The 26,222-nt window shown below is 67.2% G+C and carries 18 protein-coding genes and 1 riboswitch; of the genes, 9 read left to right on the forward strand and 9 right to left on the reverse strand.

Annotated features, from left to right (window positions below):
- Positions 1-13: 13 nt before the first annotated feature.
- Positions 14-457, forward strand: coding sequence for an SRPBCC family protein (locus tag A37U_RS0134635; RefSeq protein ID WP_020501253.1), 444 nt, complete (start codon positions 14-16; stop codon positions 455-457).
- Here the strand turns inward: A37U_RS0134635 and A37U_RS0134640 are convergent.
- The gene (locus A37U_RS0134640; RefSeq protein ID WP_020501254.1) at positions 444-1,079 is read right to left on the reverse strand and encodes a TetR/AcrR family transcriptional regulator; all 636 of its coding nucleotides are present in this window, start codon (positions 1,077-1,079) and stop codon (positions 444-446) included. The genes A37U_RS0134635 and A37U_RS0134640 overlap by 14 nt on opposite strands.
- Before the next feature lie 91 nt (positions 1,080-1,170).
- On the opposite strand from A37U_RS0134640, the gene A37U_RS0134645 reads away from it, so the two are divergent.
- The gene (locus A37U_RS0134645) at positions 1,171-2,364 is read left to right on the forward strand and encodes a cytochrome P450 (protein WP_020501255.1); all 1,194 of its coding nucleotides are present in this window, start codon (positions 1,171-1,173) and stop codon (positions 2,362-2,364) included.
- 3 nt (positions 2,365-2,367) lie between these two features.
- Complete coding sequence (locus A37U_RS0134650; RefSeq protein ID WP_020501256.1) at positions 2,368-3,555, forward strand: cytochrome P450; 1,188 nt, start codon at positions 2,368-2,370, stop codon at positions 3,553-3,555.
- Here A37U_RS0134650 and A37U_RS0134655 read toward each other — a convergent pair.
- Positions 3,538-4,860: a purine-cytosine permease family protein gene (locus A37U_RS0134655; protein WP_240437776.1), complete on the reverse strand. Its 1,323-nt coding sequence runs from the start codon at positions 4,858-4,860 to the stop codon at positions 3,538-3,540. The genes A37U_RS0134650 and A37U_RS0134655 overlap by 18 nt on opposite strands.
- A riboswitch (TPP riboswitch) is annotated at positions 4,851-4,957 on the reverse strand. (Overlaps the previous gene by 10 nt.)
- A 22-nt stretch (positions 4,958-4,979) precedes the next feature.
- Between A37U_RS0134655 and tenA the strand changes: the two genes are divergently transcribed.
- On the forward strand, positions 4,980-5,657 hold the full coding sequence (gene tenA, locus A37U_RS0134660; RefSeq protein WP_026197926.1) for a thiaminase II: 678 nt from the start codon (positions 4,980-4,982) through the stop codon (positions 5,655-5,657).
- Here tenA and A37U_RS0134665 read toward each other — a convergent pair.
- Together A37U_RS0134665 and A37U_RS0134670 are read right to left on the reverse strand one after the other, a co-directional pair.
- Complete coding sequence (locus tag A37U_RS0134665; protein ID WP_026197927.1) at positions 5,654-6,553, reverse strand: GNAT family N-acetyltransferase; 900 nt, start codon at positions 6,551-6,553, stop codon at positions 5,654-5,656. The genes tenA and A37U_RS0134665 overlap by 4 nt on opposite strands.
- Positions 6,550-7,710, reverse strand: coding sequence for an acyl-CoA dehydrogenase family protein (locus A37U_RS0134670; protein WP_026197928.1), 1,161 nt, complete (start codon positions 7,708-7,710; stop codon positions 6,550-6,552). Before A37U_RS0134670 ends, A37U_RS0134665 begins: the two co-directional genes overlap by 4 nt.
- Positions 7,711-8,095: 385 nt before the next feature.
- Between A37U_RS0134670 and rpoB the strand changes: the two genes are divergently transcribed.
- The 3 genes from rpoB to A37U_RS0134690 all read left to right on the forward strand — a co-directional run bounded on the left by rpoB (position 8,096) and on the right by A37U_RS0134690 (position 16,876).
- A complete protein-coding gene (rpoB, locus tag A37U_RS0134675) occupies positions 8,096-11,575 on the forward strand; it encodes a DNA-directed RNA polymerase subunit beta (RefSeq protein WP_020501261.1) in 3,480 nt (1,159 codons plus the stop codon).
- Between the two features lie 82 nt (positions 11,576-11,657).
- Positions 11,658-15,560: a DNA-directed RNA polymerase subunit beta' gene (locus A37U_RS0134680; RefSeq protein WP_020501262.1), complete on the forward strand. Its 3,903-nt coding sequence runs from the start codon at positions 11,658-11,660 to the stop codon at positions 15,558-15,560.
- 263 nt (positions 15,561-15,823) lie between these two features.
- Entirely contained in the window at positions 15,824-16,876 is a 1,053-nt protein-coding gene (locus A37U_RS0134690) for an LLM class flavin-dependent oxidoreductase (protein ID WP_020501264.1), read from the forward strand.
- Here the strand turns inward: A37U_RS0134690 and A37U_RS0134695 are convergent.
- The 4 genes from A37U_RS0134695 to A37U_RS0134710 all read right to left on the reverse strand — a co-directional run bounded on the left by A37U_RS0134695 (position 16,865) and on the right by A37U_RS0134710 (position 22,108).
- The gene (locus A37U_RS0134695; protein WP_026197930.1) at positions 16,865-17,782 is read right to left on the reverse strand and encodes an esterase/lipase family protein; all 918 of its coding nucleotides are present in this window, start codon (positions 17,780-17,782) and stop codon (positions 16,865-16,867) included. The two genes, A37U_RS0134690 and A37U_RS0134695, sit on opposite strands and share 12 nt — an antisense overlap.
- 18 nt (positions 17,783-17,800) lie before the next feature.
- The gene (locus A37U_RS0134700; protein WP_020501265.1) at positions 17,801-18,274 is read right to left on the reverse strand and encodes a hypothetical protein; all 474 of its coding nucleotides are present in this window, start codon (positions 18,272-18,274) and stop codon (positions 17,801-17,803) included.
- Between the two features lie 225 nt (positions 18,275-18,499).
- Positions 18,500-21,082 carry an ATP-dependent chaperone ClpB gene (gene clpB, locus A37U_RS0134705; protein WP_020501266.1) on the reverse strand — a complete coding sequence of 861 codons (2,583 nt, stop codon included), beginning with the start codon at positions 21,080-21,082 and terminating at the stop codon, positions 18,500-18,502.
- Positions 21,083-21,340: 258 nt separating this feature from the next.
- On the reverse strand, positions 21,341-22,108 hold the full coding sequence (locus A37U_RS0134710; RefSeq protein WP_020501267.1) for a pyridoxamine 5'-phosphate oxidase family protein: 768 nt from the start codon (positions 22,106-22,108) through the stop codon (positions 21,341-21,343).
- A 200-nt stretch (positions 22,109-22,308) separates the two neighbouring features.
- On the opposite strand from A37U_RS0134710, the gene A37U_RS0134715 reads away from it, so the two are divergent.
- Positions 22,309-23,478, forward strand: coding sequence for a globin domain-containing protein (locus A37U_RS0134715; protein WP_020501268.1), 1,170 nt, complete (start codon positions 22,309-22,311; stop codon positions 23,476-23,478).
- A gap of 293 nt (positions 23,479-23,771) precedes the next feature.
- Positions 23,772-25,376 carry an ABC-F family ATP-binding cassette domain-containing protein gene (locus tag A37U_RS0134720; protein ID WP_020501269.1) on the forward strand — a complete coding sequence of 535 codons (1,605 nt, stop codon included), beginning with the start codon at positions 23,772-23,774 and terminating at the stop codon, positions 25,374-25,376.
- A gap of 47 nt (positions 25,377-25,423) precedes the next feature.
- Here A37U_RS0134720 and A37U_RS46830 read toward each other — a convergent pair whose 3' ends face one another.
- Positions 25,424-26,143, reverse strand: coding sequence for a hypothetical protein (locus tag A37U_RS46830; protein ID WP_020501270.1), 720 nt, complete (start codon positions 26,141-26,143; stop codon positions 25,424-25,426).
- Positions 26,144-26,222 lie beyond the last annotated feature (79 nt).

A 26,222-nucleotide genomic window follows, 5' to 3' on the forward strand; every position in this document is an offset into this window, starting at 1 on the left:
CTAGCATGACGACATGGCACAGGTTTTCGTTTCCGCGCAGCGCCAGATCGCCGCGGAGCCCGATGCGGTCTTCGCGGTGCTTTCGGACTATGCGCAGGCGCGCAAGAACATGCTGACCGAGAACTTCTCCGAGTATGCCGTGCGCGAGGGCGGCAAGGGGGAGGGCACCGTGGTCGCCTGGAAGCTGCAGGCGACCAAGAAGCGGGTGCGGGACTGCGTTTTCGAGGTGCGAGCCGGGGGCGAACGGGAACTCGTGGAATCGGATCGCAATTCCTCGATGGTGACCAAGTGGGCCGTTCGCGCACCCGGCGAGGGCAGCACGGTCACCGTGGAGACCACCTGGAACGGCGCCGGCGGCATCGGCGGGTTCTTCGAGAAGACCTTCGCCCCGCTGGGGATGCGCAAGATCTATGAGGCACAGCTGGAGAAGCTGTCCGGGATCCTCAGTTCCCGGTAGCCTTCTGCGGCGCGATCGCCGCCACGGGAACCGGCTGCCCGGGCAGTTCGGTTCCCGTTCCCGCGCGTAGTCCGTCGAGGATCAGCGCGATCGCGCGCTCCACGCCGAGCAGCGCGGCAGGTGTCCATTCCCTGCGGGTCTGACCGACGAGCAGCGAAACCAGCATCGCGATGTCCCCGGAGCTCACATCCGCGCGCAGGGTTCCCTCATGCTGCGCGGCGGCCACGATCTGCTCGAGCAGTTCGATCAGTTCGTCTCGTTTGCCGGTGGCGTCCGTGTCGTCGAACAGCAACCGCCTGGTGCTCATGTGCACCAGATTCAGCTGTACCGAGAGGCGCAGTTCGCGGGAGAGGTGGAAGAACCGCCGCAGCGTGTCCCAGGCCGTCGGTTCCTCGGTCATAGCGCTGCGCGTCTCGGCGAGCACCGCGTCGAAGTTCGCCCTCGTCACCGCCCTGATCAGGGCTTCGCGGTCGGGAAACCGCCGGTAGAGGGTGCCGACCCCGACCCCGGCCGCGCGCGCGATCTCCTCCATCGGCACCTCGGGGCCCTGCTCGATGAAGACCTGTTTGGCCGCGGCGATGATCTGTTCGAGGTTGCGTTGGGCGTCGGCACGTAGCGCCATGTCCGGATTATTCCAGACGCTTATCTGGACGATTTCCTTCCACATCGCTACCGTGGAAGTGGAAGAACTTCATCCAGATAGAGGTGGTCCCGTGACCGAACTCGCTGAAGACGTCGCCCTCTCCTTCCCGCGCACCCGCAGTTGCCCGTTCGCCCCGCCCGCGGAATACCGGCAACTGCGCGAAGAAACCCCGATCAGCAAGGTCAGCCTCCCCGACGGGCGCCGCGTGTGGGCGCTGAGCAGGCACGAGGACATTCGTGCCATGCTGACCGATCCACGGTTCAGCTCCGATCGCAAGAGCCCGAATTTTCCGCGGATGGTGCCGGGCCAGCAATTCGACCGGATCCCGGCCTCGTTGATCTCCATGGACGCGCCCGAACACGGTCCCGCCCGGCGCAAGGTGGTCGGTGAATTCACCGTGAAGCGGATGCGCGCACTGCGGCCGCGGATCCAGAGCATCGTGGACGAGCACGTCGAGGCGATGCTGGCCGGTCCGCGGCCGGTGGATCTGGTGCAGGCGCTCTCGCTTCCGGTTCCTTCGCTGGTGATCTGCGAACAACTCGGGGTGCCGTATGCCGATCACGAATTCTTCCAGCAGCGCTCGACCAAGTTCATCAGTTGGCGCACCCCGGAGGACGAACGCCGTAACGCGATTGCCGAACTCGGTGAGTACCTCGAGGATTTGGTGCGTGCCAAGCAGCGTGATCCCGGTGATGATCTGCTCGGCAGGCAGATCACCGAACACGCGCCCTCGCATGCCGAACTCGTCGGGCTCGCGTTCGTCCTGCTTGTCGCCGGGCATGAGACGACCGCGAACATGATCTCGCTTTGCACCGTGCTGCTGTTGAACCGCCCGGGCGACCTCGAGGCCATCAAGGCGGATCCTGGAAAGACCCCGGCGGCCGTCGAGGAATTGCTGCGCTACTTCACGATCGCCGAACTCGCCAATTCCCGGTTCGCGGTCGAGGATGTGGAATTGGGTGGGGTGCTCATCCGCGCGGGCGATGGCGTGCTCGCGCTGAGCAACGCGGCGAATCGGGATCCGGCCGCCTTCGCCGAACCGGATGAGTTCGACATCGAACGCGGCGCGCGCCATCACGTCGCTTTCGGGTACGGGCCGCATCAATGCCTTGGGCAGAACCTGGCACGGATGGAATTACAGATCGTCATCGACACCCTGTTCGCGCGGATTCCCGAATTGCGGCTCACCCAGGAAATCGACGAAATCGCGTTCAAGGATCAGGCCTCGATCTACGGCATCAAAGAACTGCCGGTGACGTGGTGAACCATGACCGAACTGACCTTCCCACGCAGTCGTACCTGCCCGTTCTCGCCGCCACCGGAGTACGCGGACCTGCGCGCCGAAGCGCCCGTTACCCGCGTTCGTCTCTACGATCGTTCGGTATGGGCCGCGACCAGGTACGAGGACATTCGCGCCATGCTCACCGATCCGCGGTTCAGCTCGGATCGGGATCATCCGAACTTTCCGTTCCAGCAGCGGATCACCGAGGAAATGAAGCCGATCCGTATCTCGTTGATCGGAATGGATCCGCCGCAGCACGGTCCGGCACGGCGGGCGGTGGTCGGCGAATTCACCGTGAAGCGGCTGCGGGAGCTTCGCCCGCGTGTTCAGCAGATCGTCGATGAACACATCGACGCCATGCTCGCCGGTGTGCGCCCGGTAGATCTGGTGAGCGCGCTTTCGCTGCCGATTCCCTCGCTCGTGATCTGCGAACTGCTCGGTGTGCCGTATGTCGATCACGATTTCTTCCAAGCCCGGTCCGGCCAATTGCTCAACCGGGCGGCCGGGGCCGATGAACGGCTTCGCTTACGTGACGAACTGATCGAATATCTCGGGAAACTGGTCGCCGAGAAGATCCGGGAGCCCGGGGAAGACCTGCTCGGACGGCAGATCCGCAAACAACGCGACGATGGCGACATCGATGAGGACGGCCTTGTCGAGCTCGCCTTCCTGTTGCTCGTCGCGGGGCATGAGACGACGGCGAACATGATCTCGCTGAGCACCGTCGCGTTGCTGCAGCATCCCGAGTCGCTCGCCAAGATCAAGGCGGATCCGGACCAGACCTTGCCGGCCGTCGAGGAACTGCTGCGCTATTTCACGATCGCGGAATTCGCCAATGCCCGTGTCGCCACCGAGGATGTCGAACTCGGTGGGGTGCTGATTCGCAAGGGCGAGGGTGTCCTCGCGCTCAGTAGTACAGCGAATCGAGATCCCGGGGTGTTTCCGGAACCCGACACCCTGGACATCGAGCGGGGAAGCCGGAATCACATCGCATTCGGTTATGGCCCGCATCAATGCCTCGGGCAGAATCTGGCACGCCTGGAATTGCAGATCGTGATCGACACCCTGTTCAGGCGGATTCCCGATCTGCGGATCGTCCCCGAGATCGAGGACATCCCGTTCAAATACGATGGGCAAGTCTTCGGTGTCCACGAACTATCCGTGACGTGGTGACCTGATCCTGCCGAAGGCGAATGCGGCCAGCCCGGCGATGAGGAAGGAGAACAGCGAGGCGCTCATCCAGCTCGCCGGGCTGAACCCGATCGCGTGGCCGAACCAGGTCCAGAACCGGGACCACCAGCCGACCGCACCCGGGTTGATCAACTGGTAGGTGGCCAGCCCGAGCAACCAGGCGAGCAGCATGCCCCAGCGCGAGGGCGCGTCCGCCGAGGTGTTCCAGGATCGCCAGCCGCGCAGGAAGTAGTCCGCGGCGAGCACCCCGAACATGGGCACGAAAACCGAGCCGATCAGGCTCAGGAAATCGGTGTACTGCCCGATGTCCAGCACGGCGGCGAGCACGGTGCACAGCAGCCCGATCGTGATGCTGAGCACTCGGCGATCGGCGCGCGGGAACAGGTTCTGCACCGACATCACCGTGGAGTACACGTTCGCGAAGGACTGGTCCACTTCGCGGAGCACGATCACGCCGAGAAACACCGCGCCGAGCGGGATCGCCACATAGGGGTCGTATTCCCCGCCCGAGTTCCCCACCTGCACCAGGGCGAGCAGACCCACGGCATAGCAGGCGATCTGCGCGATCGAGTAGCCGATCACCGGTGCCCCGAGCGCGCCCTTCACGGTGCGCGAATGCCGGGAGAAATCCGAGGCCATCGGGATGAACGAGACCGCGACCGCGAGCGCGGCGTCCGCGCCGAGCCAGAACCCGTGCCAGGAACCCGTTGTCAATGAAGGCATCGGGCGGATCGCGAACTGCACGAACAGATACACCAGCGCGATTCCCACCGCGACGGTCACGTATTTGCGCAGCACCCGCAGCGCGCCGAGCGGCCAGATCGTCATCGTGATCGTCAGCGCGGCCGCGATCAGCACGTAGAGCAGTTGCGGGCCGCCGCCGAACACCGCGCGCGCCCCGGAGGCGATCGCGAGTAGTTCGAAGGTGCCCCAGCCGATCATCTGCAGGATGTTCAGTACGGTTGGCAGCACCGAGAGCCGCGCGCCGAACAGCCCGCGCAGCACCACCATCGAGGGCGCGCCGGTCCGCGCGCCCGGTACCGCGGAGAGCCCGAGCATCACCGAGCCGAGCACGGTGCCGACGATCGTGGCCACCAGTGCGGCGATCGGGGAAAGCGGCGCGGAACCCGCGGGCAGCAGCACCGCGGAAGCGCCGGTGAACCCGAGCAGGCTCACCGCGAGGTTCACCCAGAACGCGCCCTGATCGCCGGCGCGCAGCGTCTTCGGCGTCGGTCCCTCGAGCGTCGGCGCGACCTCGCGCGCCATGGAATCTGTGTGGCCAGCCACGAAAAACTCCCTACGCCGGCATTACCCGGTCAGGTTCGTGCGGTCGACGGAATTTCCGTCCTCTCAGCCTGGTAACCAAGCTCCCGCGGGTGTTCCGCCTCGGAGTCTACGCTGGCGGGGTGAGTGGATTCTGCGCGCGGGCCGATGCGGCCACGAAGAAACTACGCGGTGAAATGACGCGGTTACCGTTCAATCGGGAACTGGCCGACGGTTCACTGAGCCGCGAACGATTCCAGTTCTATCTGGTGCAGGACGCGCGCTATCTCGTCGGTTTCGGGCGGGCACTCGCCGTGGCGGCCGCGCGCGCCGAGGACCCGGCCGATCTCGCCTTCTTCTCCGCGGCCGCCAATGAGGCCGTGGTCACCGAGCGCGGACTGCACGCCGACTACTTCCAACGCTTCGGCCTCGACCCCGATGAGGTCGAGGCGGTACGCACCTCGCCGACCGCGCTCGGCTACACCTCCTACCTGCTGGCCACCGCACAGACCGCGAGCTACAGCGAACTCATCGCCGCGCTGCTGCCCTGCTTCGCCGTCTACCACGAGGTCGGCCTCGCCATCGCGGAGACCGCGGCGCCGGACAATCCCTATCGTGCCTGGATCGACACCTACGCGGACGAGGAGTTCGGCCGCGCCGTGCAGTCCTGTCGCGCCGCCGTGGATGCCGCGGCCGAACGGGTCGGCGATGCGACCGAGGCCCGGATGCTCGCCGCGGTCGTCACCGCGACCGAGTACGAGTGGATGTTCTGGGACTCGGCCTACCGGATGGAGGGCTGGCCGACCGCGCAGTGGGTCTAGGCCAGATCGAGGCGTGCGCGCTCGATCGGGTAACCGGCCTTCGCGAAGGCCGCGGCCATCGGGGTGTTCCCCGCATCGGTCGCGGCCTTGATCCGCTCGGCCCCGTGCCCGGTGAGCAGGTGGGTGGCCTCGGTGAGCAGTTCGTAGGCGTAGCCGTGGCCACGGTGCTCGGGAAGGACGCCCACGAAGCCGATGACCGCGCCGCTCGGATTGCGCGCGGGGATGGCGAACCCGACCGGTTCACCTTCTCGCGTGCAGCCCACCAGCCACCAGGACCGCGGGCCCGGCAGGGTACGCAGCAGGGCCAGTTCCGCCCGCGCGGCCGCTTCGGGACCGGATGCGGCGACTGCCCGCCTGGTGTGCGCGTCGAGGCTGTCCTGGGCGGCGCGCGCGAAGAACTCCTCGAACACCGCGTCCTCGGGCTCTGGGCGGAACTCGAGGCGGCCCGGTCGTTCCGGGAGCCCGTGCGCCGGGGTCCACAGGTAGACGTGGCGCTCGACGAACACCTGCATGCCGACCGCGCGGGCGGCCTCGATACGCGCCTGCGCGGCCGCGCGCACCCGCGCGTCGGTGCGCCAGTCCGGCGGCAGCTCGATCGAGTACTCGGCCCTGATCGCCGCCGTGCGCAGCAGCGCGACCCCGGCCTCGAACTCGGTGAAGTCGAACCAGTCGAGCACATCCGGTTCACCGTCCGGGCCGGGGAGCCAGGCAGCGCGGGCGAGTACCCGGTCCCCGCGCAGCGCTACCCAGGTCCACTCCGCGCGGTAGTGCCCGCGCGCGGCCATCGCCGTGTAGCTCTCCCCGAAGGCGGCGAGCCCGACGAGGCCCGGATCGGGCATGGACTCGAAGAGCGGTTCCTCGCCGGACGCGAGCGGGCGGATGGTCAGCTCCATCAGTAGTCGAGCCCGCCCCTGCCGACCAGCTGCGCGGCGATCACATTGCGCTGGATCTCATTGGTGCCCTCGCCGATGATCATCAGCGGGGCGTCCCGGAAGTAGCGCTCGAGGTCGTACTCGGTCGAGTAGCCGTTCGCGCCGTGGACACGCATGGCGTCGAAAGCTACCTGCAGAGCCGTCTCGGACGCGAACAGTTTCGCCATCCCGGCCTCCATATCGCAGCGCTGGCCGGATTCGAGGCGTTCGGCGGCGTGCCGGACCAGCTGCCTCGCCGCGGTGGTCTTGGTGGCCATCTCGGCGAGGTAGTTGCCGATGGACTGGTGTTTCCAGATCGGTTTGCCGAAGCTCTCCCGCTGCTGGGCGTAGTCGAGAGCATCGTCGAGCGCGGCCTGGGCGACCCCGACGGCCCGCGCGGCGACCTGCAGGCGGCCGGTCTCCAGCGCGCTCATCATCTGGGCGAAGCCCTTGCCCTCCTCGCCGCCGAGCAGCGCCTCGGCCGGTGCCCGGTACCCGGTGAACGCGAGCTCGCAGGTCTCGACGCCCTTGTAGCCGAGTTTGGGCAGGTCACGGGAGACGGCGAGGCCCGGTCCGTGTTCCACGAGCAGCAGGCTGATCCCGGCGTGCCGCGGCTCGGCCGCCGGATCGGTCTTGCACAGCAGCGCGATCAGCCCGGACCGGCGGGCGTTGGTGATCCACATCTTGGCGCCGTCGACGAGGTAACCGCCCTCGGGCAGGCTGCGCGCGTTCGTGGTCAGCGCCTGCAGATCGGAGCCACCATCGGGTTCGGTGAGCGCCATGGCCGCGCGGATCTCGCCGGTGGCCATCCTGGGCAGGTAGCGCTGCCGTTGCTGCTCGGTACCGAACCGGCGCAACAGGGTGGCCACGACGGTGTGGCTGCCCATGGTCCCGGCCATGGTCATCCAGCCGCGCGCGAGCTCCTCGGTGACCTGGGCGAAGCAGGGCATCGAGACGGGGGTGCCGCCATAGGACTCCGGGATCGCGAGCCCGAACACGCCGAGCTCTTTCAGCTGTTCGACCAGCTCTTCCGGGTAGGTGTTCGCGTGCTCGAGCTCGCGGGCGACCGGGCGCACCTCGCGGTCGGTGAAGGAGCGGACGGTGTCGACGACGGCCTGTTCGGCAGCGGAGAGGTTAGCCATGCTCACCAGTGTGCCGATCGTGCGTGCCCGGTCCACGGCGCGTGCCCGGCGGGTCTCCGTGAATCCCGGTTTACGGGGCGCTGTGGAGTAGGCCAACTCGGCGATTGAGGGGTGTGGCGCCTTGACGAATCGCGCCCGGCAGTTCACGCTATTTCCCGTGGATGGCCGGTCTTCCGGGCGGCTTCCACGGCATGCGACATCGAGGCGCGATGCTTGCGTGTAGACAGCCGACGTGATAGCGGCTAGACTGGGTTCTTGCTGCCCTCTTCCCGTGCGTTCAGCTAAAGGACGTTAGGATGCTGGGCGCAAACCGCACCCTTGACAGTTGCACTGCTTAGCTGGTAGCAGCCAGGCAGTTACTCGCGAGTCCCCGGAAGGACGCATCTTGGCAGTCTCCCGCGCGACCAAGGCCACTACTGCGACCAACTCCCCAGATGTCCCCGGAGCCCCGAAGCGGGTCTCCTTCGCCAAGATCCACGAACCGCTCGCCGTGCCGAACCTGCTCGATCTGCAGGTCCAGTCGTTCGAGTGGCTCACGGGCGCCGACTCATGGTTCGAGCGCAGGGTCAACGCTGGCGAGGACAACCCGGTAGGCGGCCTCGAGGAGGTGCTCACCGAGCTCTCCCCGATCGAAGATTTCTCCGGATCGATGTCACTGTCCTTCTCCGACCCACGCTTCGACGAAGTCAAGGCGTCGGTCGAGGAGTGCAAGGACAAGGACATGTCCTACGCGGCCCCGCTGTTCGTCACGGCGGAGTTCACCAACCACACCACCGGTGAGATCAAATCCCAGACGGTGTTCATGGGTGACTTCCCGGTGATGACGGACAAGGGCACCTTCATCATCAACGGCACCGAGCGTGTCGTCGTCTCCCAGATCGTGCGTTCCCCGGGCGTCTACTTCGACCAGTCGGTCGACAAGACCACCGACAAGGACGTGTTCAACGTCAAGATCATCCCGAGCCGGGGTGCGTGGCTCGAGTTCGATGTCGACAAGCGGGACACGGTCGGCGTCCGCATCGACCGCAAGCGCCGCCAGCCGGTCACCGTGCTGCTCAAGGCGCTCGGCTGGACCGCGGAGGGCATCCGCGAGCGGTTCGGGTTCTCCGAGACGATGATGGCCACGCTCGAGAAGGACCACACCGCGGGCACCGACGAGGCGCTGCTCGACATCTACCGCAAGCTGCGTCCGGGCGAGCCGCCGACGAAGGAGTCCGCGCAGACCCTCCTGGAGAACCTGTTCTTCAAGGACAAGCGCTACGACCTCGCCAAGGTCGGCCGGTACAAGCTGAACAAGAAGCTCGGTATCGACCAGCCGTACGAGACCGGCGTGCTCACCGAAGAGGACATCGCGCAGACCATCGAGTACCTGGTCCGGCTGCACGCGGCCGAGACCTCGATGGGCGAGGGCGACAACGAGATCCCGATCGAGATCGACGACATCGACCACTTCGGGAACCGCCGCCTGCGCACCGTCGGCGAACTGATCCAGAACCAGATCCGGGTCGGCCTCTCCCGGATGGAGCGCGTGGTCCGCGAGCGGATGACCACCCAGGACGTCGAGGCGATCACGCCGCAGACCCTGATCAACATCCGCCCGGTCTCCGCCGCGATCCGCGAGTTCTTCGGTACCTCGCAGCTCTCGCAGTTCATGGACCAGGTCAACCCGATCGCCGGGATGACCCACAAGCGCCGCCTGAACGCGCTCGGCCCGGGTGGTATCTCCCGTGAGCGGGCCCAGATGGAGGTCCGCGACGTGCACCCGAGCCACTACGGCCGGATGTGCCCGATCGAGACGCCGGAAGGCCCGAACATCGGTCTGATCGGCTCGCTGTCCTCGTACGCGCGGGTCAACCCGTTCGGCTTCATCGAGACGCCCTACCGCAAGGTCGTGGACGGTGTGGTCACCGACACGATCGAGTACCTCACCGCCGATGAGGAAGACCGCTACGTCAAGGCGCAGGCGAACGCGCCGATCGACGACAACGGCAACTTCGTCGAGGAGACGGTCCTGGTCCGGCGGAAGGGCGGCGAGACCGACCTCGCGAACCCGTCCGAGGTCGAGTACATGGACGTCTCTCCGCGCCAGATGGTGTCGGTGGCGACGGCGATGATCCCGTTCCTCGAGCACGACGCGGCCAGCCGCGCCCTGATGGGTGCGAACATGCAGCGTCAGGCGGTGCCGCTGCTGCGCAACGAGGCCCCGCTGGTCGGGACCGGCATGGAGCTGCGTGCCGCGGTCGACGCCGGTGCGGTGATCACCGCGGAGAAGGCGGGCGTCGTCGAGGAGCTGTCCGCCGATCTGCTCACCGTGATGGCCGACGACGGTACCCGGAACACTTACCAGCTGCAGAAGTTCCGCCGCTCCAACCACGGCACCTGCATCAACCAGAAGCCGATCGTGGACGAGGGTGACCGCGTCGAGGTCGGCCAGGTGCTCGCGGACGGGCCGTGCACCGAGAACGGCGAGATGTCGCTCGGCAAGAACCTGCTCGTGGCGATCATGCCGTGGGAGGGCTACAACTACGAGGACGCGATCATCCTCTCCAACCGGATGGTCCGCGACGACGTGCTCACCTCGGTGCACATCGAGGAGCACGAGATCGACGCCCGGGACACCAAGCTCGGTGCCGAGGAGATCACCCGGGACATCCCGAACGTCTCCGAAGAGGTCCTCGCCGACCTCGACGAGCGCGGCATCGTGCGGATCGGTGCCGAGGTCCGGGACGGTGACATCCTGGTCGGCAAGGTGACCCCGAAGGGCGAGACCGAGCTGACCCCGGAGGAGCGGCTGCTGCGTGCGATCTTCGGCGAGAAGGCCCGCGAGGTCCGCGACACCTCGCTGAAGGTGCCGCACGGTGAGCGCGGCAAGGTCATCGGCATCCGGGTGTTCTCCCGCGATGACGATGACGAGCTTCCGCCCGGGGTCAACGAGCTGGTGCGGGTCTACGTGGCGCAGAAGCGCAAGATCCAGGACGGCGACAAGCTCGCCGGACGGCACGGGAACAAGGGCGTGATCGGCAGGATCCTGCCCGAGGAGGACATGCCGTTCCTCGAGGACGGCACCCCGGTGGACATGATCCTGAACACCCACGGTGTTCCGCGACGCATGAACATCGGCCAGATCCTCGAGTTGCACCTCGGCTGGCTGGCCTCACGGGGCTGGAAGATCGAGGGCAGCCCGGACTGGGCCGCGAACCTGCCGGAAGAGCTCTACGACGTGGAGCCGGGGACCAACACCGCGAGCCCGGTGTTCGACGGCGCCAAGGAGGACGAGCTGACCGGTCTGCTCGGTTCGACGCTGCCGAACCGGGACGGCGAGCGGATGGTCAAGGAAGACGGCAAGGCCATGCTGCTCGACGGCCGCTCCGGCGAGCCGTTCCCGTTCCCGGTCGCGGTCGGCTACATGTACACCCTGAAGCTGAACCACCTGGTGGACGACAAGATCCACGCCCGCTCCACCGGCCCGTACTCGATGATCACCCAGCAGCCGCTCGGTGGTAAGGCGCAGTTCGGTGGCCAGCGGTTCGGTGAGATGGAGTGCTGGGCCATGCAGGCCTACGGCGCCGCCTACACCCTGCAGGAGCTGCTGACCATCAAGTCCGATGACGTGGTCGGCCGTGTGAAGGTGTACGAGGCGATCGTCAAGGGCGAGAACATCCCCGAGCCGGGTATCCCGGAGTCGTTCAAGGTGTTGCTCAAGGAACTGCAGTCGCTGTGCCTGAACGTCGAGGTGCTCTCCAGCGACGGAGCCGCGATCGAGATGCGCGACTCCGACGACGAGGACCTCGAGCGCGCGGCCGCGAACCTGGGCATCAACCTGTCCCGCAATGAGTCGCCGTCCGTCGACGACGTGGTGAATTAACGAGTTCGCCGGGCGCGCTCGAGTGTGAGGGCGCCCGGCGCCCGGCAGAATTTCCGAACACGTAAAAGGGAGACGCACCAACGTGTTGGACGTCAACTTCTTCGATGAGCTCCGCATCGGTCTCGCCACGGTCGAGGACATCCGTCAGTGGTCGTACGGCGAGGTGAAGAAGCCGGAGACCATCAACTACCGAACCCTGAAGCCGGAGAAGGACGGGCTCTTCTGCGAGAAGATCTTCGGTCCGACCCGCGACTGGGAATGCTACTGCGGCAAGTACAAGCGCGTCCGGTTCAAGGGCATCATCTGCGAGCGCTGCGGCGTCGAGGTCACCCGTGCCAAGGTGCGCCGTGAGCGGATGGGCCACATCGAGCTCGCCGCCCCGGTCACGCACATCTGGTACTTCAAGGGCGTACCGTCGCGCCTCGGTTACCTGCTCGACCTCGCGCCGAAGGATCTCGAGAAGATCATCTACTTCGCGGCGTACGTGGTCACCAGCGTGAACACCGAGCTGCGGCATAACGACATGCCCACGCTCGAGAACGAGATGAACGTCGAGCGCAAGCAGGTCGAGAACCAGCGCGACTCGGACGTCGAGGCGCGTCAGCAGAAGCTCGAGGCCGACCTCGCCGAGCTCGAGAAAGAGGGCGCGAAGTCGGACGTGCGGCGCAAGGTCAAGGAGGGCGGCGAGCGCGAGATGCGCCAGCTGCGCGACCGCGCCAACCGCGAGCTCGACCGGCTCGAGGAGATCTGGGAGACCTTCACCAAGCTCGAGCCCAAGCAGCTCATCTCCGACGAGGTGCTCTGCCGCGAGCTCTACGACCGCTACGGCGAGTACTTCGAGTGCGCGATGGGCGCCGAGTCGATCCAGAAGCTGATCGAGGTCTACGACATCGCGGCCGAGGCCGAGACGCTGCGCGACGTGATCCGCAACGGCAAGGGCCAGAAGAAGCTGCGCGCGCTCAAGCGGCTCAAGGTCGTCGCCGCCTTCCAGGGCGAGACCGGTTCCTCGCCGAAGGGCATGGTGCTCGACTGCATCCCGGTCATCCCACCGGATCTGCGCCCGATGGTGCAGCTCGACGGTGGCCGGTTCGCCACCAGCGACCTCAACGACCTCTACCGTCGCGTGATCAACCGGAACAACCGGCTCAAGCGGCTGATCGACCTCGGTGCTCCCGAGATCATCGTGAACAACGAGAAGCGGATGCTCCAGGAGTCCGTGGACGCGCTGTTCGACAACGGCCGCCGCGGCCGTCCGGTCACCGGCCCGGGCAACCGGCCGCTCAAGTCGCTTTCTGATCTGCTCAAGGGTAAGCAGGGCCGGTTCCGGCAGAACCTGCTCGGTAAGCGCGTCGACTACTCCGGCCGTTCGGTCATCATCGTCGGCCCGCAGCTGAAACTGCACCAGTGCGGGCTGCCCAAGCAGATGGCGCTCGAACTGTTCAAGCCGTTCGTGATGAAGCGGCTGGTGGACCTCAACCACGCGCAGAACATCAAGTCCGCGAAGCGCATGGTGGAGCGGACCCGTCCGGCCGTGTGGGACGTGCTCGAAGAGGCGATCAGCGAGCACCCGGTGCTGCTCAACCGTGCGCCGACGCTGCACCGCCTCGGTATCCAGGCCTTCGAGCCGCAGCTGGTCGAGGGCAAGGCCATCCAGCTGCACCCGCTGGTCTGCGAAGCGTTCAACGCGGACTTCGACGGTGACCAGATGGCGGTCCACGTGCCGCTGTCCTCGGAGGCGCAGTCCGAGGCCCGGGTGCTGATGCTCTCGGCGAACAACATTCTCTCGCCCGCCTCCGGCCGCCCGCTCGCGATGCCGCGTCTGGACATGGTCACCGGGCTGTTCCACCTGACCCGCAACGTGGCCAAGCCGATCGGTGAAGGGCAGAGCTTCTCCTCACCAGCCGAGGCGATCATGGCCTACGACCTCGGCCAGGTCAGCCTGCAGGCGCCGATCAAGGTGCGGCTGCACGACCGGGTTCCGCCGCGCGGCGAGGAGCCGGAGGGCTGGGAGCCGGGTAAGCCGTGGACCGCGTCGACCACGCTCGGCCGGATCCTGTTCAACGAGCTGCTGCCCGCGGACTACCCGTACGTCGAGGGCGAGATGACCAAGAAGCGCCAGGGCGCGATCGTCAACGATCTCGCCGAGCGCTACTCGATGACCCACGTCGCGCAGACCCTGGACCGGCTCAAGGACGCCGGTTTCCACTGGGCCACGCGTTCCGGGGTCACCGTCGCCATGTCCGACGTGGTCGTCCCGCCGAACAAGAAGGAGATCCTCGACTCCTACGAGGACAAGTCCACCCAGGTCGAGAAGCGGTACCAGCGCGGTCAACTCTCCTACGTGGAGCGCAACAACGAGCTGGTCAAGATCTGGGGCGACGCGACCGAAGAGGTCGCCGAGGCCATGGAAGAGCACTTCCCGGACGAGAACCCGATCCCCACGATCGTGAAGTCCGGCGCGGCCGGGAACATGACCCAGATCCGTTCGCTTGCCGGGATGAACGGTCTGGTGACCAACCCGAAGGGCGAGTTCATCCCGCGCCCGATCAAGGCGAACTACCGCGAGGGCCTCACCGTCCTCGAGTACTTCATCGCCACCCACGGTGCGCGCAAGGGTCTCGCCGACACCGCGCTGCGTACCGCGGACTCGGGTTACCTGACCCGTCGTCTGGTGGACGTCTCGCAGGACGTGATCGTGCGCGAGCGCGACTGCGACACCAACCGCGGCATCAACATGAAGGTCGCCGAGAAGATCGGTGACGAGCTGGTGCGCCAGACCACGGTGGAGACCTCGGTCTACGCCCGCACGCTCTCCGAGGACATCACCGACGAGTCCGGCAACGTCGTCCTCAACCGGGGCGACGACCTGGGCGACCCGGCGATCGAAAAGCTGGTCGAGGCCGGTGTCACCAAGGTCAAGGTGCGCTCGGTGCTCACCTGCGAGTCCGCGGTCGGGGTGTGCGCGACCTGCTACGGCCGCTCCATGGCCACCGGTCAGCTGGTGGACGTCGGCGAGGCCGTCGGTATCGTCGCCGCGCAGTCCATCGGTGAGCCGGGTACCCAGCTCACCATGCGTACCTTCCACCAGGGTGGTCTCGGCGGTGACGACATCACCCAGGGTCTGCCGCGTGTGGCCGAGCTGTTCGAGGCCCGGGTGCCCAAGGGCAAGGCGCCGATCGCCGAGGTCGACGGCCGGGTGCGCATCGAGGACGGCGACCGGTACTGGAAGATCACCCTCATCCCGGACGACGGCAGCGAGGAGATCGTCTTCGAGAAGCTGTCCAAGCGGCAGCGGCTCGCCCAGATGCCGAGCGGGATGCAGCTCTCCGACGGGGATCACGTCGACGTCGGCCAGCAGCTGCTCGAAGGTGCGCCCGACCCGCACGAGGTGCTGCGCGTGATGGGCCCGCGCGAGGCCCAGCTGCACCTGGTGGACGAGGTGCAGAAGGTGTACCGGGCACAGGGTGTGTCCATCCACGACAAGCACATCGAGGTCATCGTGCGGCAGATGCTGCGGCGCGTCACGATCATCGATTCCGGTACCACCGAGTTCCTGCCCGGCTCGCTCGTCGAGCGGTCCTCGTTCGAGGCGGAGAACCGGCGCGTCGTGGCCGAGGGCACCGATCCGGCTTCGGGTCGTCCGGTGCTCATGGGCATCACCAAGGCCTCGCTGGCGACGGATTCCTGGCTCTCGGCCGCCTCCTTCCAGGAGACGACCCGGGTGCTCACCGAGAACGCCATCCAGGGCCACTCCGACGGGCTCGTCGGCCTCAAGGAGAACGTCATCATCGGTAAGCTCATCCCGGCCGGTACCGGTATCAACAAGTACCGCAACATCGAGGTGCAGCCCACCGAGGAGGCGCGCGCCGCCGCCTACGCCATCCCGTCCTACGACGACGGCTACTACTCGCCGGACATGTTCGGCAGTGGCACCGGCGCCGCGGTCCCGCTCGACGACTACGACTTCGGGCGCGACTTCCGTTAGATCGACACAGTCGGCAGGGACCAGTTCCCGAAAATCCCCGCCACCCACTCCGGGTGGCGGGGATTCTTCGTGCGGGCGGTAGTCGGTGACCAGTGATCCGAAGCCATGGCCGCGCTCGATGTGGACGACGCGGACGAGCCATGGGTGAACGGGGTGCGCACGCGCATCCGGGCGAGTCTTGTCGAGCACGTCAGCACCGAGACCAACCGATGAGTTCCGATTTCTCCTAGCCACGACCCGGTGGATTCGGCTGTGCTTGGCACATGGGTACTGATGACGGAGTTCGATTCGGCGCATTCGTGTTCACCAGCCGGTACGCGGGACAGTCGCCGGGAGAAGTGCTCGCCCGCGGGGTCGAGGTGGCGCGTATCGCGGAGTGGACCGGTTTCGACGATGTGTGGGTGACCGAGCACCACTTCATGCCGTTCGGGGTGAACCCGTCCGCACTGACCTTCGCGGGTTATCTGCTCGGCCGGACCGAGCGGGTGCGGGTGGGCACCGCGGTCACGGTGCTCCCGCTGCATTCGCCGGTGCACGTCGCCGAACAGGCCGCGCTGCTCGATCACCTCTCCGGGGGCCGCTTCGAACTCGGGGTCGGCCGGGCGCAGCCGGTGGTGGACTACGAGGTGCTGGGGCGCGGAGTGGAGTACTGGAAGCGTGGCCTCCCCGAGGCGCTGGACCTGACCCTGACCGCGCTGCGCGGCCCGGTGTCCGCGAATTCCGAGCTCTATCGGTTCCGCGAGGTGACCCCGCAGCCCGGGCCGGGTGTCTCGGGGCCCGTTCCGGTCGCGCTGGCGGCGAACTCGGCCGCTTCGGTGGAGCTCGCCGCCTCGCGCGGGGTTCCGATGCTGTTGTTCTTCGACAAGGGGATCGAGGACAAGGCGGCCATGATCGCCGAACACGCCCACTTCGCCGGGAAAGCGGGCCAGCCGGAGACCGGATATCGCCACGCCATGGCCCTGTTCGCGCACGTCACCGAGGACGAGGACGAGGCGCGGCAGGTGATGCGCCGTGCGGCGGGCGAATTCGTGCGGGCCAGCGAGCAATATCAGCTGCTGCTCGATGTCCCGCAGCGGATCGCCAAGGACACCCCGGCCGAGGAGGTGATCGAGGGACTCACCGAATCCGCCCTGGCCACACATCCGGTCGGTTCCCCGGACACCTGCGCCGAACGCCTCGCCGAACAGGTGCGCGGCTCGGGCTGCTCGCGGGTGCTGCTGCAGGTCGAGCTGGCCGGTGATCCCGACGTGGTGCGCACCAATGTCCGGCGGCTCGGCGAGGAGGTGCTGCCGAAGGCGAGGGCGCTACTTGGGTAGGTTGTCGCCCTTGTGCGTGGCGGCCTGGAACGCCGTCTTCAGCGGGGACCAGCCGTTGGTGGTGTTGTGCGGATCGTGTTTCGGCGAGGCGTGCCAGTACCGCAGGCAGAATCCGCCCGCACCGGTCAGCTCACGCAGGTCGCCGTGGCCGATCGTGCTGCCCTTCTTGCATTTCGCCGAGCCGAGATCCGTGTAGCGGTATTTCTGATCGGCGTGGTGGCCCTTGTCGATGGCCGATTTGTAGGACACGGTCTTGTCGCCGTCCGCACCGGCAAGGCTCCAGTCGGTGCCCTTCGCCCAGGTGCCGTCGAGCCGGTTTTCCTTCTGCTGCAGCACTTTGAGGAAGTTCGAACCGGGCGTCATCTGTTTCCACTGGTTGCTGCAGTTGCCGGTGCAGCCCTTGCGGACGCCTTGGTGCGGGGTGCCGAGGGTGACGATGTCGCCGACCTTCAGCTTGCCGGGGAACCCTTTCCAGCCTTTCGCGGAGCCGAGCATGGCGACGCGGGTGATCAGCCCGCCCATGGAGTGCGCCACGATGTCGACCTGCTTGCCCTTGGCGGTGTAGTTCTTGGCGATGTAGTTGGCGAAGTTCGCGGCGATGTCCTTAATGGACGTGTTCTTCGTGGCCTTGGCGATCTGCGCCCCGCAGTGCGTGTCGCCGGAGTAGTAGCCGATCGTGGTCATCGAGTTACCCGGCCGGTGCCCCGCGCCCGCGTAGTAGTCCAGCGCCTTCTTCCACGTGGTGCCGTCGCAGTTCGTCCCGGACTTGGCGTTGAAGCCGTGGATGAGCAGCATCTGGGGCGGCGCCGCCGCGGTGGTCTCCGCGACCGCGGGCAGGGTTCCCGAGAACAGCGCGCCGCACAACAGGGCGACGGTCGCCGTGAGCGTTGTCAGGATTCGTTTCATCCGACCACGGTATCGAAATCAGTCGAAGAGTCCGCGACGTTCCAGATATTCGGTTCGTACGGTCTCGGTGTGCCCGTTGTCGAACTGCACGGTCGCCCAGTGATCACCGAGGAACGTGGTCTCGGTGTCCACGATCTTGCCCCTGGTGTTCTCCGGGACGTGCTCGAAGACGGTGCCCCGGATGGCGTGGCTGTTCCGCACCTGATCGCCTTCGCGATAGTGGTGATACGGCACGCTCGGGCGTTGGCGCTGGCTTTCCGGGTCGGTGGAGACGGGGGAGTGAGAGTGGTTCGGCGTGCTCGGCCGGTACACCGAGCGTTCCTCGCCGAGCAGTTCGCCCATCCCGCCGAGACCCGATTCGCGGAGTGCGCGGCTGGGTGCTTCGTCCACCGTGCTCGGGTCGCCCGGCCGCCACGGGGTGAACTCCTGCCAGGCGTCCTTGTCGTAACCGTCGGAGTAATCGGCGTAGAACTCCTCGGGACGACCGTTCATCGGTGTCACCTCCTCCAAGGGACACCGATGAGCGTAGCGCCGTTCTGCCGTCCCGCACACCCTCGAGCACATCTGACGACTCCGTGTCCTGCTGCGCGGGGCCAGCGCGGCGCCTCGCGGCGTTGTCGTCAGTCGCCATAGAACCCCGCTATGGCTCCTTCCTCCGCCTTGCGATGCATCCACGCTGACTCCCGCTCGCGACGGGCGAGAGTCATCAGACGCGCTCTAGCCGGGTGTGACCTGCAGTGCGGTGTTGCTGTCGTGCACATCCACCCGCACCGTGTCCCCGTCGGTGACCTCGCCGGAGAGCAGTTCCTTGGCGAGCTGATCACCGATCGCGGACTGCACGAGCCTGCGCAGCGGGCGCGCGCCGTAGACGGGGTCGAACCCGTTGAGGGCGAGCCAGTCCCGCGCGGACTCGGACACATCCAGGGTCAGCCGCCGGTCGGCGAGCCGGTTGGCCAGCCGGGCGATCTGGATGTCCACGATCGCGGTGAGCTCCTCGGTGGCCAGCGCGTGGAACACGACCATGTCGTCGAGCCGGTTGAGGAACTCCGGCTTGAAGTGCTGGCGCACTACGGAGAGCACCGCTTCCTTGCGGCCTGCCTCGTCCAGGTTCGGGTCCGCGATGTTCTGCGAGCCGAGGTTGGAGGTGAGCACGAGGATGGTGTTGCGGAAGTCCACCGTGCGGCCCTGGCCATCGGTGAGCCGTCCGTCGTCGAGCACCTGCAACAGCACGTCGAACACATCGGTGTGCGCCTTCTCCACCTCGTCGAGCAGCACCACCGAGTAGGGGCGCCTGCGCACCGATTCGGTGAGCTGGCCGCCCTGGTCGTAGCCGACGTATCCGGGTGGGGCGCCGACCAGCCGGGCGACGCTGTGCTTCTCCGAGTACTCGGACATGTCGATCCGGATCATCGCCCGCTCGTCGTCGAACAGGAAGGCTGCGAGCGCCTTGGCCAGCTCCGTCTTGCCGACCCCGGTCGGGCCGAGGAACAGGAACGAACCGGTCGGGCGGTCCGGATCGGCGACCCCGGCCCTGCTGCGGCGCACCGCATCGGAGACCACGCGCACCGCGTCGTCCTGGCCGATGACCCGCTGGCGCAGTTCGTCCTCCATGCGCAGCAGCTTCGCGGTCTCGCCCTCGAGCAGCCGGCCGGCGGGGATGCCGGTCCAGGCGCTCACCACATCGGCGACGTCGTCCGGGCCGACCTCCTCCTTGAGCATCGCGGCGCTGTCCACCTCGGCCTCGGTGGCCTGCTCCAGCTCCTTCTCCAGCGCGGGGATCTTGCCGTAGCGCAGTTCGGCGGCGCGGCCGAGATCGGCATCGCGTTCGGCGCGGTCGGCCTCGCCACGCAGGGTCTCCAGCTGCTCCTTGAGCTCACGGGTCTTCTCGATCGAGCCCTTCTCGTTCTGCCAGCGCGCGGTGAGCGCGGACAGCTCCTCGCGCTTCTCGGCGAGCTCGGCACGCAGCGCGGCGAGCCGCTGCTTCGAGGCCGCGTCGTCCTCCTTGGACAGCGCCATCTCCTCGATCTCCAGCCGCCGCACGGATCGCTCCACCTCGTCGATCTCCACCGGCCGCGAGTCGATCTCCATCCGCAGCCGGGAGGCGGCCTCGTCGACCAGGTCGATCGCCTTGTCCGGGAGGAAGCGCGCGGTGATGTACCGGTCCGAGAGGGTGGCCGCGGCGACCAGCGCGCCGTCGGTGATCCGCACCCCGTGGTGCACCTCGTAGCGTTCCTTGAGCCCGCGCAGAATGCCGATGGTGTCCTCGCGGGACGGTTCGCCGACGAACACCTGCTGGAACCGGCGCTCGAGCGCGGCGTCCTTCTCGATGCGCTCGCGGTACTCGTCCAGGGTCGTCGCGCCGACCATGCGCAGCTCCCCGCGCGCGAGCATCGGCTTGATCATGTTGCCCGCGTCCATCGCGCCCTCACCGGTCGCGCCCGCGCCGACGATCGTGTGCAGCTCGTCGATGAAGGTGATCACCTCACCCGCGGAGTCGGTGATCTCCTTGAGCACCGCCTTGAGCCGTTCCTCGAACTCACCGCGGTATTTCGCACCGGCCACCATGGCGCCGAGGTCGAGCGAGATGACCTTCTTGCCGCGCAGGGACTCCGGAACGTCCCCGGCGACCACCCGCTGCGCCAGCCCTTCCACGATCGCGGTCTTGCCGACACCCGGTTCACCGATGAGCACCGGGTTGTTCTTGGTGCGCCTGGACAGCACCTGCACCACGCGGCGGATCTCCGAGTCCCGCCCGATCACCGGATCGAGTTCCCCGGAGCGGGCGCGTTCGGTCAGATCGACGCCGTACTTCTCCAGTGCCTGGAAGGTGCCCTCCGGATCGGGGGAGGTGATCCGGCTCGATCCGCGCACCTTGGTGAACGCCTCGCGCAGCGCGTCCGGGGTCGCCCCATGGCCACGCAGCAGTTCGGCCACCGCGTCGGAGCCCGAAGCGAGCCCGACGAGCAGGTGCTCGGTCGACACATACTCGTCGCCCATCTCGGTGGCGAGCCGCTGCGCCCCGGTCAGCGCGGTGACCGCGTCCCGGGAGAACTGCGGGGCCGAGACCGTCGAACCGTGTGCGCTGGGCAGCCTGTTCACGATCGGGTCGAGCTCGGCGCGCACCGTCGCGGGGTCGACGTCGAGCGCGGACAGCAGCGGGCTCGTGGTGCCGTCGGCCTGTGCGAGCAGGGCACCGAGCAGATGAGCCGGGGTGGTGTCCGGGTTGCCGGCGACCGTCGCGGCCTGCACGGCAGAGGAGATCGCCTGCTGGGTTTTGGTCGTGGGGTTGAACGCGTCCATGCCTCGTCCTTCTCGGGGTCTTCCGGTAGCTTCCAACGTTCGCTCACCCTGCACAACGTCAGGAAACTTGAGTCTGTTCCACTCAAGTATAGCGGTAGTTTTCTCCACAGGTTGTCCACAGGATGAATTCCCAGGTCAGGGCGGGGACGATGAGGTTGTACCCAGGTTATCCACAAGCAGGATTGCCGGAAAAAGGGGACATGGTCGCCGGGTCGGGTGGCCGTTCGACCGGTCCGGTGAACACGATCGGGCCGGTCGTCACCGAGAGGTGTCGGGCCGCTCGGCGTGCTCGACCTGGTCGGCCTGCTTGGCCTGTTGGGTCTGTTCGGCACGTGCACCGAAGTAGTCGCCGCCCTTGCGCCGGGAATCGTCGGTGCCCCAGGACCGGTTCCGGTCCACCGGCTGCATCCGCGGGATGTGCTTGCGGCAGTGGATGTAGGCCTCGTGGATGTCGACGACCACCCAGCGTTGCGGCCGCCGCCCCGGCTCGTGCTCGCCATCCAGCTGCGGCTGTTCGAGCAGCATGTCCTCGTGCTCGACGATGCGGGCCTTGCCGTTGACGTGCAGCCCGATCAGATCGCGCACGAAGTCCACGAGCATGACCCCGATGTGCGGGTTCTCGCTGATGTTGCCGAGGCTGGCGTGCACCCCGTTGCCCCGGTATTCGGGATAGGCGATGTGCTGCCGGTCCAGTACCCGGATGAACCCGGCCGGGCCCGCGCGCAGTGAGCAGTCGGCCTCGCCCTTGGCGTCCGAGGTGGCCACGAAGGCCATCTCCATCCGCTCGACGAACTCGATCATCACCTCGTTGAGGTGTTCGAGCACCTGGTCCCGGTAGAAGCGGCGGGCGCGCTTGGTGTCTCCGTAGGCCTCCTGCAGCAGATGTTCGCCCGCGGATCCGGGTAGCTGCTGTTCGGCCTGCGGCAGCGTGGTGGGCGGGGTGTCGAGGGAGGTGTCCTCCGAGAATTCGAGAGCGAGAAGTTCGGTTTCGGCGACACCGGTAGGGGTGGTTTCGGGGCCACTCATCGGGAAGACTCTGGCACGTGTACCCCGGATGGACTATAGCGCTCGCCCTGAATTCACCCGATGATCGCAACGCGACCGGGCCGTAGTGGCTGTCCGTCAAGAGATGAACCAGAACCTTTACCATATTGAGCGGAGAACTTGCCGTACGGCTTAGGGTGCCGATGCACTCGGCCCGGAGGACTGGAGAAACGAACGCTTCCATGACAGCGGATGCCGTACCCAACAGCGGACCACAAGCGTCCATCGACGGGCGCTCCTCGCCGCTCGTCCGCATGATCAAGGACTCGTTCAAGGCAGCGGAGCCCGAGGGTGCGAGCATGATCCGGTTCTTCTACGGGATGCTGTTCTCGCTCGATCCGCCGACAAGGGACCTGTTCCCGGCGAACATGGAGCAGCAGCGGGACCGGTTGTTCCGCGCGCTCGTGCACATCGTCCAGCAGGTGGACAACCCCGCCGAGCTCAATCCGTTCCTCGAGCAGCTCGCCAGGGATCACCGTAAGTTCGGGGTGCTCACCAAGCATTACGAGGCGCTGGGGATCGCGCTGATCGCGGCGGTCAAACAGCATGCCGGTGCGGCCTGGTCGGAGCAGGTCGAGCGGGCCTGGGCCGAGGCGTACACCACGATCGCGCGGGTGATGCAGGAGGCGGCCGCCGCGGACGAGGGGCCCGCATGGTGGAACGGCGAGGTCGTCGAGAACCGCAGGATCAACCGTGACCTGTCCATCGTGCGGGTGCGCACGGACTACCCGATGCGGTATGAGCCCGGGCAGTACATGAGCGTCGAGGTACCGCAGCGTCCGCGGTTGTGGCGGTACCTCAGCCCGGCGAACGCGCCCGCCGAGGACGGGGTGCTGGAGTTCCACGTCAAGGCCGTCGAGCGGGGCTGGGTCTCCGGGAGCGTGGTCGCGCACACCAGGCCGGGCGAGATCTGGCGGATGGCCTCGCCGCTGGGCAGGCTCCGCGTGGACCGGGAGAGCGGGCGCGATGCGCTGCTCATCGCCGGTGGAACGGGGATCGCCCCGATGCGCGCGATCCTGGAATCGATGGCGCAGTATGGCGAGAATCCCGACGTGCACCTCTATTACGGTGCGCGCACGGTCGATGACCTGTACGAGCTGGACAACCTGCGCAGGCTCGCCGATGTCTCGCCGTGGTTCGAGGTGACCGCGGTCGCCGAGGAGGGCGCCGATGGTGTCCACGGGGTGCAGAGCGGAACCATCGCCGAGGCGGTGACCAAGGCCGGTTCCTGGGCCGACCGGGATGTCGTCGTCGCCGGCTCGCCGCCCATGCTGCGCGCGACGGTCTCCCGGATGCTCGTCGCGGGAACCCCGCTGGATCACATTCGCTATGACCCCTTCACCATGGACTGAGAGCATCTGAGAGCTCCGTGTCCTGCTACGCGGGCCGGACGACGCCTCGCCGCGTTGTCGTCAGTCGCCATAGAACCCCGCTACGGCTCCTTCCTCCGCCTTGCCGATCTCGGGCGCGGGTGCCCCCGTAGGGCACTCGCGATCTGACTCCCGCTCGCGACGGACGAGAGCTCTCAGACGCGCTCTGATAGACTCGCGCTCGTTATGAAGCTCTGACATCGCATCCGGCCCGCGTCCGAGGCCAGCCTCTCGATCAGGCACCCGGCGGGCATCCAGCAAGCGAATGCGATGTCATGTCTGTGCTTCAAGCCCGCGAACTCGTCAAGTCCTACGGCGCGCGTACCGTGCTCTCCGGGGTCTCGCTCACCCTTTCTCCTGGCCAGTGCACCGGTCTCGTCGGCGACAACGGCGTCGGCAAGTCGACCCTGCTGCGCGTGCTCGCCGGGCGGGAAGCCCGCGACGGGGGCACCGTGGAGGCACCGTCCGATCTCGGTTTCCTCACCCAGGAGCCGGAGTTCCCGGGCAGCGCGAGCGTGGCCGCGGTGCTCGATGACGCTCTCGCGGAGGTGCGAATCGCGCTGCGCAGGCTGGACGAACTCGCGGAACGCATCGCGGATTCCGAGGCCGCCATGACCGAGTACGGCGAGGTGCTCGACTGGTGCACCGCGCACGAGGCCTGGGATGCCGACCGCAGGGCTGAGCTGGTGCTCGACGGGCTCGGTCTCGGATTCTTGATCGGCGAGTCCGGAGTCACCGGGGAGCGCCTGATCGGCACCCTGTCCGGCGGGGAGCGCACCCGGCTCGCGCTGGCCATGCTGCTGGTGCGCCGCCCGGGCATGCTGCTGCTCGACGAGCCGACCAATCACCTCGACGACGCGGCGATCGCGTTCCTCGAGGAGCACCTGCGCGGCCTCTCCTCCGGGGTGCTCGTCGCCAGCCATGACCGGGTGTTCCTGGACGAGGTGTGCACCGACATTCTCGATCTGGACCCGAACGTGTCCGGTCCCGCCCGCTACACCGGCGCGTTCACCGCGTACCTCGGGGCGAAACGGGCCGAACGCGAACGCTGGGAGCGCCAGTACGCAGGCGAGCAGGAGGAGCTCAAGGCCCTGCGCAGTGCGGTGCGGGTGAACACGAGCGATATCGCGCACAACCGCAAGGCGCGGGACAACGACAAGTTCATCTACGCCTTCAAGGGCGCGCGCGTGCAGCAGACCGCGGCACGGCGGGTACGTGATGCCAAACGCCGGCTCGAGGAGCTGGAGCAGGAACAGGTACGCAAACCACCCCCACCGCTGCGGTTCAGCGGCGCGTGGAGCGCGGGGAACGGGAGCGGCCCGGTCCTTTCCCTGCACCAGGTCCGGGTCGGGCAGCGGCTCGCCGTGGACCGGCTCGATGTGAACGGGGCCGATGCGCTGCTGGTCACCGGGGCGAACGGGGCCGGGAAATCCACCCTGCTCGGGGTGCTCGCCGGGGACATTTCCCCGGAAAGCGGCGAACTGTTGCGCCGCAAGGGAACCCGGATCGGGCTACTCCGCCAGGACGTGTGGTTCGCCGAACGTGACAAGCCCGCCGCCCGGCTCTACGCCGATGCCGTTCCCGAAGGCCCCAACCTCGGCGAACTCGGGCTGCTGCCCGGTCCTGCATTAGGTAAACCGGTCGGTCAACTCTCCGAGGGGCAGCGGCGACGGCTCGCCCTCGCCCTGCTCGTCGCCGCCAATCCGCACGTGCTGTTGCTCGATGAGCCGACCAACCACATCTCCCTCACCTTGGCCAGCGAGCTCGAGGACGCGTTGCGCGCCGCACCGGGCGCGGTCGTGGTGGCCACCCACGACCGGTGGCTGCGCCGCCGCTGGGACGGTGCGCACATCGAGCTCGATCGGGGCCGGATGCACTGAAGCCGGGCTGATGCGCACGATCTCGATCGTGCCGGAGTGATCGGCCTTCAGAGCCTCGGGAGCCAGGAGCAGACCTCGGCGAGCGCGTCCAGTTTCGCGGCGGGGACCTGCCCGGTCGCGGTCTCGGTTTCCACCACGGTTCTGCTGCGGCCGTGCGGCCGGGAGTGGTAGTGGTGCCCGGAAAACCCCAGTTCGCCCAGTCCGAGCACGGCCGCGCCGAGTGGTTTCACGTCTCCGCTGCCCTGTACGGATTCGATGCGTTCGAAAGCGTTCGCGTCACTGCGTTTCCGGAAGCCCACCCACACCACGGAGATCATCGCGGCGTTGCCCTGTCCGTCCCCGACCGCGAACAATGCCCTGTGCAGTGAGGTGCATCCCTTGCGCAGGAAGAACTTCCGGACCCGTTCGGTGGAATTGACGGCGCAGTCCAGATCGTGTTCGACCCTGCGCTCGAGCTCTTTCAACCGGAATCGGCCGAAGGTTTCCTTGGTGCGCCCGCGCCGCGCGGATCTGGTTCCCTCGGTTTTGCGCACCGAAAGATTCCTGCCGGGCAGCGAATCGGCGACCTCGCCGCTGAGGTTTCCGGGCAGGGCATCGGCGGCCGCGCCTTCGAGTGCGCCACCGCTGAGCAGTCCGGAACCGCCGCCATAGCCGAGGGCGGCGACCACCCCGGTGACGACAGCCGCGGTCGCGGCTTTCCCTTTGCTGTTGTATATCGGGATTCTTTTGCCGTTGATCGTCCGCCAACGATCCGGTTTCCGCCCCATCGCGCACCCCTTACCCCAGCGAACTGCTCTGCCAGGCAAGCACAATCCTGCGCACGGGCAACAGCCCGCGTTCGGGGCA

The organism is Sciscionella marina DSM 45152 (assembly GCF_000379465.1).
GTDB lineage: Bacteria > Actinomycetota > Actinomycetes > Mycobacteriales > Pseudonocardiaceae > Sciscionella > Sciscionella marina.